The sequence below is a fragment of the Bacillus cereus group sp. BfR-BA-01383 genome (genome assembly GCF_022663495.1).
Taxonomy (GTDB): Bacteria; Bacillota; Bacilli; order Bacillales; family Bacillaceae_G; genus Bacillus_A; species Bacillus_A cereus_AU.
The window spans coordinates 1-8722 of sequence record NZ_JAKUFP010000063.1; the positions used below are offsets into that span (position 1 = coordinate 1).

An 8722-nucleotide genomic window follows, 5' to 3' on the forward strand; every position below is an offset into this window, starting at 1 on the left:
GAAAAATTAAACCACCTATCCCCTAAAGAATTTAGGGAACAGATGGTTTAGGTGTTTTAATAGGTGTCCCGTTTTCAGGGTTCACTTCAGACAGACGGGGAGCGGGTTTTATGTTCACAAAACTATTAAAATCAATTACTTCATTAACCATTATTGGAAGCGCTTTATTGTGTGCGGATGTTGGTGAGATTAAAGCTGCGGAGTCAGCTACTTTTTCCGATGTGCCAACATCGCACTGGTCTTATCCTGCGATTAAAGATTTAGCGAGTAAAAATATTATTTCCGGTTATGGAAATGGGATATTTGGTTTTGGAGATGTTGCGACGAGGGAGCAAGTAGCGGCTTTAGTGTATCGTGTAATGCTTCCGAATAAACAAGGTGGAACGTTTAGTAATAATAATGCTCTTTACATATTAAAAGATGGATCTAAGTTTAATAATCCTTATGGTGATATTAACGAGAACTCTACGATGTTCCCTGAGGAAATTTTAATGTTAACGAATGCAGGGGTATTTAAAGGGGATGAGAAAGGGGATTTTAGACCGAAAGCTTCTGTGAATCGTGCAGAAATGGCGCAAATTCTTACAAATGCTTTTCATCTTTCTGCGAAACAAAAACATACATTTAACGATGTTCCAAACGATTTTTGGGGTGAAAATGCGATTAGTGCCGTGCAGTCAAACGAGATTGCAGCTGGTATAGGGGAAGGAAAGTTTGGGCCATATAGTACGGTAACGCGTGAACAGTATGCACAGTTTTTATATAAAACTTTGAAATATAAAAATACTAATACGCAAGATACAGAAGATGCGACGATTAAAATAGATCATAGAGTATTTAGTAGAAAAAGTGATTTTATTAATTACTGCACATTATTTGAAGATAGTGGCTGGGAGCATATAGCTGGTAATCGGTGGTCAGGTACGTACTATTTTAAAAAGGTAAATGAGGAAAGTGAAGATGACATTTTTTCAGATCAAATGTCACGAGCAGGGAAGTATAAGCGTCTGTCTAAAACATTTTTAGAATTAGCGATTTGTTATTTGCCGATATTACTCCTATTTATGTATAATAACACGATTAATTTAGACGCATTTGTAAATCCGAAAGAACTATACTTGACGCCAGGATTATGGGATAAGCAAGGTGTATCATTTTTATGGTCATTCTTATTTGAAACGCCATTTGCATTAATGAGAGGACTTTTTTGGACGTTTATCCCTGTTGCGACATGTCTGTTTTTCGTTTGCTCTTATAAAGCAAATCGGTTGTATGAAGAGAGAAGATGATAGGAAAATCCCCTTAAAGCTGATGCTTTTGGGGGATTTTTTGAGTTCGTAAATGATATCTTTTTAAAATGGATAAAGGAAAAGAATGCGCATTGGAAACGAGTTATTATGATTTTCATTTTGTAAACGATATCCAATGGAATAATATACTTAAAATATCCATAATTAACCTACAATGAAGATTTTTGTATGTTAATATGGAAAAAGATGTGTGCAATATTCTTTATGAACATATTATTTTAAGGATAAGGGGATTCAATTATGAATTTTAAACAACTAATTTTGGCAGGGACAGTTATTGCATCAACAACACTAACTCCTCTAACAAATGTGCAAGCAGAAAACACAATAGGATTTAAAGATGTTCCTGAAAATCACTGGTCTTATAAAGCGATTATGGATTTACAAGAGAAAAATATTGTATCGGGTTATGGAAATGGAATATTTGGTTTTGGTGATAGTATTACACGTGGACAAGTAGCTAGAATGTTATATGCCTACTTGAAGCCAGCGGATGAACCTAACTTACCAAACCCTTACACAGATGTGAAAAATCATATGTTTGAAAAAGAGATTTTAACTCTTAGTAAAGCTGGTATTATAAGTGGATTTGGCGATGGGAAATTTGGTCCAGATAGTATTTTAACACGTGAACAATTGGCTGCTGTATTAACAAATGCCTTTCAATTAAAAGCGACATCTACTACCACTTTCAAAGATGTAAATAAAAATTACTGGGCAACAAATGCTATCAGCGCATTACAAGAAAATAAAATTGCTGTTGGCACGGGCGATAATATGTTTGAACCTTACAAAATTGTAACTCGTGAGCAATATGCACAATTCTTATACAATGCAATTATTAAATTCGAAAAACCAGAAAAAGAGCCTGAGTCAAAGCCTACTGTTATCCCGCAAGATTTAGCAGACGATGATATTTATTATTATGAAGGTTGGATGGAGAGCTCATCTGTACTGAAAAGATCTGTATCTAAGGAAGCACAAAATCTTGTTACTCAAATCAACACAAAATATAATGCGGAATTAAAGTATGCAGCGATAGGCGGTCCAGGTTCAGAGATTGTTTTATTCTCTCCGGTATTAGAGGGGATTCCAGAATTTTATGGGAATTTCACTGTCAAGGGTGATGATGAAAATAACTTTACTGTTAATTTTGTAATTGATAGAGGTCAAGGTAATAAGGCGTTAATAGATTTAGGGGAAAAGTGGATCACTATGATAAATCCAAACTTAAATTTGAGTACAGAGATTGATAATATAGTGGCTTCTAATACACGCACAGGTAAATTTGATATAAATAAAAACAATCTTAAAATAGAGATAAGCTTAGAGAAGCAAAATTCTAGTAGCGATCTAATGCGTGTTGAAATACATAACAAGTAAAAGAGGAGTGAAATTTCACTCCTCTTTTACTTGTTATGTATGGTGACCCTATATAGCTAAAGTTAGTAAAAAATTGATAAGTTACTTCTTTTAAAAGAAGTAATTTTGTAGAACATGCCCACAATTTAGAATTTACTACATGCATTGTTGTGAATATGTATAATTACATGAAAATTCAGAGGAAAAGAGAGTATACTTTGATATTGTGTAATAAAGATAAGGCCCGCCTACGGAAATAGGTAGGCCTTTTTAATGTACAAAGAGAAGACATCTTTTAAGATGTTTTCTTAAAAAAATCCTTCATCATTTTAACGTCTTCAATATTCAATATTACACCATCAATTTTATCTTTTTTCTCATCTTTAGCGATCGTAATTTGTTCTTTATTATCAACCCACACAAAAAACTCTTCTTTTGAGTCATCCTTATATGTAACGGTTATAGTAGAATGCGTAGATTGTTTCTTTTGTGGATCTAGTGTGATTGTTTTCGGTGTTCCGTTTTGAACTGCTGAAACGATAGACTTTATCATTTCCTCATTATCTGTTTGAGATTTGGAAATATCATTATCGGTTGTTCTAAGTAATTCAATGTCTGTAATATTTGCGGAGTTTAATTGAAAGGTATTTTGTGTATGTTCTTGCTTAGCTTGTGAAGTTTTATCTGTAGCTGAGGTGCTTGTACAACCAATTAAAGTGAAAGATAGAACGCTAAGGGCGCATATATAAGTGATTTGCTTCATTTTATCCCCTCCTCCAACTTAATTATAACAATTTTCTGTCAATTAATGTAGTGATTGTAAGAAGAAGGTAAAATAATATTTAATTCTTACAGAATTGTCACATTCATGTAAGGTAATTCAATAGATTAGATACTTTTTCCATGTCATAATAAAGACATAAGAAAGCACATAAAAAAACTATAAGTTATTAGGAGAGTGTCAGTCATGATTGTAACAACAACGTCTGGAATCCAAGGTAAAGAAATTATTGAGTATATTGATATTGTAAATGGTGAAGCTATTATGGGTGCAAATATTGTTCGTGATTTATTTGCTTCAGTTCGCGATGTTGTCGGTGGTCGTGCTGGTGCTTATGAAAGCAAGTTAAAAGAAGCTCGTGATATTGCAATGAATGAAATGAAAGAACTTGCAAAACAAAAAGGTGCGAACGCTATCGTTGGTGTTGACGTAGATTATGAAGTTGTTCGTGATGGAATGTTAATGGTCGCTGTAAGTGGTACAGCTGTACGTATATAATAGAATAAAAAACAGGCTCACCCCTTGAAGCTTATGCTTTGAGGGGATTTTTTGTTTTCAAGTTGAGAAGTAAAAAGAATTGGCTTTATTCTTTAAGAAAAGGGCCATTCTGTTAATTTAGGCCATAAGATCTTTCACTTCTATTTTTCTTTTGTTTAATAAAATTGTATAAAAAAGCTAGGATTGCTCCTAGCAATTAATAAAGGGTATCGCATGGGAATTTTGATAATAAGCAGACGTACTTGCTTATTTCAAATGTAGTATATAACGTTTTCAAGGGGAAAAGTCAGAAATACAGTAATCTTTACAGCTATTTAACGTGAGTGTGAACTTTGTGATAAATAATAAAATCGTAGTTTGAGGAAATGGGAGAATTAGTGGTATGAATAAATGTAGAGATGGTGATGTACATGGAGAAGATAGATTGTTCATAGAGGGAGTGGTTAAGGAAAGTTTCCAATTTGTAATGAAAAACGGAGGTACCGAGAACGCCTTAGAGAGTATGTAGTTCATGGAAATAAACGATTGAGCAATTAAAGAGGTTTGTTACATAGAATTTATAATGCATTGGGGGCAGTTACATTATGTTTTGGTTAGGATGTTTTTTAGGATACATTGTAGGTTCCATTATTACTTGTGCGCTACTTTACTTTGGTTATAGAGCAGGGGAAAACAAAAAAGTGGACATGCGAAAGAAGAAGGAGAGAAGCATCAATAAAAAAGGAAATGGAGCAACCCAAGGAGATAAAGAATGATTGTAGTCCTATGCTAGTTCTGTTGACAATATTATTTTTTAGGTAAGTGAAACGGAGATACTAAATCTAGATTTATAAAGAATAAAAAATCCATTTTGAAAAAATAGAGCAAAATGGATCCTTTCATTACATTTCATAACTCGTTAAAAATACTTTTCCTTTTGCTTTTTCAGCAGACTGCACAACATCAACCGCAGTTTTCACATCTGCTAAGTCGTATGTAGAATGTACCGTCATAAAACATAATTGTTTATTTTCTACTAAACGGATTAAGTGACGAAACGTCTCCTGCCATTTATACGGTGATACGTCTTTATTCCAGTGTCGTAAATGAAATATGTTAGCGTGCACTTTTGCTTTCGTGACAATCTCTGCCCAGTTTACTTGTACGCCTGATAGAAGACCGATAGTTAGAAAGTGTCCATTTGGACGTACGCAAAACGCTAATTCATTCCCGTCGAATCCTCCAATAGAATCAATCGCAGCATCTGCACCTATTCCGTTTGTTAACTTCATAACTGTTTCATGAAGCGGGGCAGTGGAAGTATCGATTACATGACGGGCACCAAGCTGTAGTAATTCCTCTGTATGTTTACTATTTCTTGTCACTGCAATGAGTTGGAAGTTTAAAATTTGCGATAACTGAGCAAATAAATGTCCAATAGCGGATCCACAAGCATTCACTAATAAAACGCTATCTCGTTTTAAGTTTAATGTTTCTGTACACGTAACCCATGCTGTAAGGGGATTAATATACATTTGTGCCGCTGTGAAATCATCAATGGAATCAGGAATAGGGACTACAAAGTCAGCCGATGTTGTCACATATTCTTGCCAAGTGCCTTCTCCGCGTAAAGGTAAAACACGTGTGCCAATAAGGTCTCTAGAAACGCCCGCGCCTACATTTTCTACAATACCAACACCTTCATAACCGGGTATGTTAGGTAAAGGAATTCTATGTGCGTACGCTCCGGTGATTGGAATTAAGTCAGATGGATTAATCGGTCTGACTAGCATACGAACGAAAACGTCATTATCTTTTAATGGTTCTATATTTCTATATTTAACCTGTAATACATCTTTCGGATTGCCAAACTTATGAAATTGAATGCATTTTCCAAGCAAAATAATTGTTCCCCCTTAGCTTAGTTAGATTTATTATAGCATTTTTAGCTTGTGCGCTTATTGCATTAGTACTAGATAGAAGGGAACAGAAAGGTGCTGTGTATACATTTGTTGGAATTGTGAGAGAGAAGTTTTAAATAGGGAGAAGTGGGCAGAAAAACATAGTTATAGGAGGGAATTAATAGATTTTCTGTTCATATAAAGATGAAAAGGAAGGAATTCCCTCTTGAATTCCGTTTTTTAACGATATTTTGGGAAAAATTCTCTTTTATTTTTTGTTTTCATTCGACAAAATACGACACAAAGAAGACGGGTCATCTGATATGATGAGTTTCTAAATCTTACATATTATCATTGGAGGAAGTATTTAATGGGTAAAATTTTTAAGTTTGGGTGTTTAGGATTTATCGGTTTAATCGTACTAGGTATCATTGGAACGGCATTAGGTGGCGGGGATGATCAAAAAGAAAAATCTTCTACAGAGCCAAAACAAGAAACTAATGCTCCAGCTACTAAAGAAGAACCTAAAAAAGAACTTTCTAAAGAAGGTGAGTCTTCTAAAGTTAAAATCGCTGTAGGATCTGTTGAATCAGTAGATTCTGTAGGTGGCGAATATTTAAAAGAAAAAGCACAAGGTGTGTTTAAAGTAGTTGAAGTTACAGTTACAAACAATCAAAAAGATGCTATTACTGTTGATGCTAACAGCTTCAAATTAGTTGATAATAAAGATCGTGAATTTACGTACTCTACACAAGCTCAAACGGCTTTTGATGTAGGTAACGGCGGTCAATCTGATTTCTTCTTAAAGCAACTTAACCCTGGTTTATCTCAAACAGGTAAAATCATCTTTGATGTACCTGCTGATGCACAAGGATTAGTTTTAAAAGCTCGCGGCGGTATGACAGGTAAAGAAATTACATTAAAAGTTGAATAGTTAAAGGCACTCGAAAGAGTGCTTTTATTTTGCTTTTACCAATATAATTTAATAATTATACATAAATGGGGGAGTCAGCATGAACAAAAAGATAATCGGGGGAATTTTAGGAATTGTTGTGATCATTATAGCTCTTGTGAGTATGAATGTATTACAAAAAAATGCCAAAGAAGAGGAAGAAAAGAAAAAGCGAGAAGCTGGTTATGTTCAAGCCGCAGCGGAATTTTATAATAATATTGAACTAATGGGGTTTGTTGCTGATATTGTTTTACCACAATATTCAGAGGCTTGGTCTCAAGCAATTGATGACCGCCGGGATTTCAACATAGCTGTCAATGCTAAGAAAAAATCGCTCAATTCAATGGTGGCACAATCTTCTGTTATATATAGTGATATGGAGGCGCAATTAAAAACTGTTTCTGAAGCTGCGAAAGAAAATCCAAATAAGTATGAAGAACTTTATGATGAATACAAAAAGATGTATGGAACTATTACATCTTTAAAAGAACAAACAGAATCTCCTAGTGGAACTCTGATGACATTCAACCAAAATGCAAACATGTTATTCCAAGAATATAAGAAATATAAAGGGAATATTGATGTGGCTATATCTGAGGATATAAAAAATGAAGTTGAGAAGATAAAAGAAAAAAACAAAAAATAATTTAAATATATATAGCTCAATTCGTAATGACTTTAAACAATAATATGGAAGGGAATGTTGTTCGCTTAGGATATGATTAGTACAAAGGATAGTGAATTGTTCAAATGCAAGAAGCCACTTTAAAAAGTAGCTTCTTGCTTTTTTTATTAAGCCGAAGCTTTCTTCATTCTCTCAAGTAAACTAGATAACACATGCGTACGATAAGATTCTAGTTTTTTACCTTCGTAAGTACGAATACCTAATTTTTTAAGTTCTTTTACATACCAACCTTTGCTTCCGAAATACATGTGATCGCTCCCCTTCAACTTTTTTATTTGTTCTGATCGTACTTGGAGGTACGGGATTATAATGAAGGAAATGAATTTCGCGCGAAAATGGTTAACTTTGTTGCAAAAGACATATATACTAAAGGTAGTATACAACGAGGTGGGCAAGACGTGATTATAGAGAAGCACGAAATTCAAATTGACCAAATTACGAGCGGTAAAGTGAATATCTTTACTTTCTATAGAAATAGAAAGCAAGTTGATGATCATTTTTTACAATTGCAAGAACCATCGCTTACAGCAAACTACTTCTTTCATTTTCATTTTGATGCAGAGAGCTTGCATCTTTTGCAGGAAGAGTTTCCGAGCGTATATCCGTACGACGGTAGTGAAACGATTCACGACTGGACGGAAAAGATGAAAGCGGAATTGCAACATCAGATCCAAACAGGTAAATGGAATAAACGCGTACGTATCGGTAATCGCATTCTAGATGTGGTGTTTACGTGGTGTGACGAAGATATAGTAGAGTGAAAAAGAAGCGGATGACGCTTCTTTTTTTAGCGCTGGAATAAAACGAGTTTACCTGCAGAAGATGTGCAGCGATGTGTTTTTTCGTGCAATCCTTTTTCTTGTAAAATAGATTCACCTTTTGCTTTCGCTTCTTTTTCAGTTGCCGCCTCGAATGATTCGTCTAATGCTTTTGAACCATCTTTTTCAAAGACTGTTAGAACGTATACTCCCATGAAAATTCCCTCCAATAATTAAAATCAGAATCTTATAACTATTTTGTCATAAATCGCTAGAATATGCAAAGAAATATATGACATTGCGTGGTAAAATAAAGGGAAACTTTTTAAATACAGAAAGGATCGTTATTTGTGAAACAAGTGAAGTTTATACATGCGGCTGATTTGCATTTGGATAGTCCGTTTAAAGGGTAACTAACTGTTACGATTTATTTAACCAATTATAACCAAAGTTAATTAAATATATCAGTAAGCCCTGCTAGTCAAGTGATTGGCTA

Annotated in this window: 12 protein-coding genes; 8 read left to right on the forward strand and 4 right to left on the reverse strand. The window is 34.3% G+C overall.

The features are described 5' to 3' along the window. Positions 1–110: 110 nt before the first annotated feature. The gene (locus MR065_RS27540) at positions 111–1289 is read left to right on the forward strand and encodes an S-layer homology domain-containing protein (RefSeq protein WP_277927553.1); all 1179 of its coding nucleotides are present in this window, start codon (positions 111–113) and stop codon (positions 1287–1289) included. Between the two features lie 261 nt (positions 1290–1550). After that, a complete protein-coding gene (locus tag MR065_RS26245; RefSeq protein WP_242215634.1) occupies positions 1551–2693 on the forward strand; it encodes an S-layer homology domain-containing protein in 1143 nt (380 codons plus the stop codon). 274 nt (positions 2694–2967) lie between these two features. Here MR065_RS26245 and MR065_RS26250 read toward each other — a convergent pair whose 3' ends face one another. Further along, entirely contained in the window at positions 2968–3435 is a 468-nt protein-coding gene (locus tag MR065_RS26250) for a hypothetical protein (RefSeq protein WP_242215636.1), read from the reverse strand. Between the two features lie 204 nt (positions 3436–3639). Here MR065_RS26250 and MR065_RS26255 point away from each other — a divergent pair, with 204 nt between their 5' ends. From MR065_RS26255 to MR065_RS26260, 3 genes are all read left to right on the forward strand, one after another. Further along, positions 3640–3951: a heavy metal-binding domain-containing protein gene (locus tag MR065_RS26255; RefSeq protein ID WP_097904075.1), complete on the forward strand. Its 312-nt coding sequence runs from the start codon at positions 3640–3642 to the stop codon at positions 3949–3951. Between the two features lie 382 nt (positions 3952–4333). Beyond that, on the forward strand, positions 4334–4459 hold the full coding sequence (locus MR065_RS27545; RefSeq protein WP_255295609.1) for a hypothetical protein: 126 nt from the start codon (positions 4334–4336) through the stop codon (positions 4457–4459). 76 nt (positions 4460–4535) lie between these two features. After that, entirely contained in the window at positions 4536–4706 is a 171-nt protein-coding gene (locus MR065_RS26260; protein ID WP_242215637.1) for a hypothetical protein, read from the forward strand. A 126-nt stretch (positions 4707–4832) separates the two neighbouring features. On the opposite strand, the gene MR065_RS26265 is transcribed toward MR065_RS26260, so the two are convergent. Next, complete coding sequence (locus tag MR065_RS26265; protein ID WP_242215638.1) at positions 4833–5831, reverse strand: zinc-dependent alcohol dehydrogenase family protein; 999 nt, start codon at positions 5829–5831, stop codon at positions 4833–4835. A gap of 370 nt (positions 5832–6201) precedes the next feature. Here MR065_RS26265 and MR065_RS26270 point away from each other — a divergent pair, with 370 nt between their 5' ends. Continuing rightward, entirely contained in the window at positions 6202–6765 is a 564-nt protein-coding gene (locus MR065_RS26270) for a DUF4352 domain-containing protein (RefSeq protein ID WP_242215639.1), read from the forward strand. A 79-nt stretch (positions 6766–6844) separates the two neighbouring features. Continuing rightward, positions 6845–7429 (forward strand): hypothetical protein, encoded by a 585-nt coding sequence (locus MR065_RS26275; RefSeq protein WP_242215640.1) that lies wholly within the window; start codon positions 6845–6847, stop codon positions 7427–7429. 146 nt (positions 7430–7575) lie between these two features. Here MR065_RS26275 and MR065_RS26280 read toward each other — a convergent pair whose 3' ends face one another. Then, a complete protein-coding gene (locus tag MR065_RS26280; RefSeq protein WP_000273536.1) occupies positions 7576–7716 on the reverse strand; it encodes a YflJ family protein in 141 nt (46 codons plus the stop codon). 150 nt (positions 7717–7866) lie between these two features. Here MR065_RS26280 and MR065_RS26285 point away from each other — a divergent pair, with 150 nt between their 5' ends. Further along, entirely contained in the window at positions 7867–8229 is a 363-nt protein-coding gene (locus MR065_RS26285; RefSeq protein WP_242215641.1) for a hypothetical protein, read from the forward strand. 26 nt (positions 8230–8255) lie between these two features. On the opposite strand, the gene MR065_RS26290 is transcribed toward MR065_RS26285, so the two are convergent. Beyond that, complete coding sequence (locus MR065_RS26290) at positions 8256–8441, reverse strand: YhzD family protein (protein WP_000539550.1); 186 nt, start codon at positions 8439–8441, stop codon at positions 8256–8258. Positions 8442–8722 lie beyond the last annotated feature (281 nt).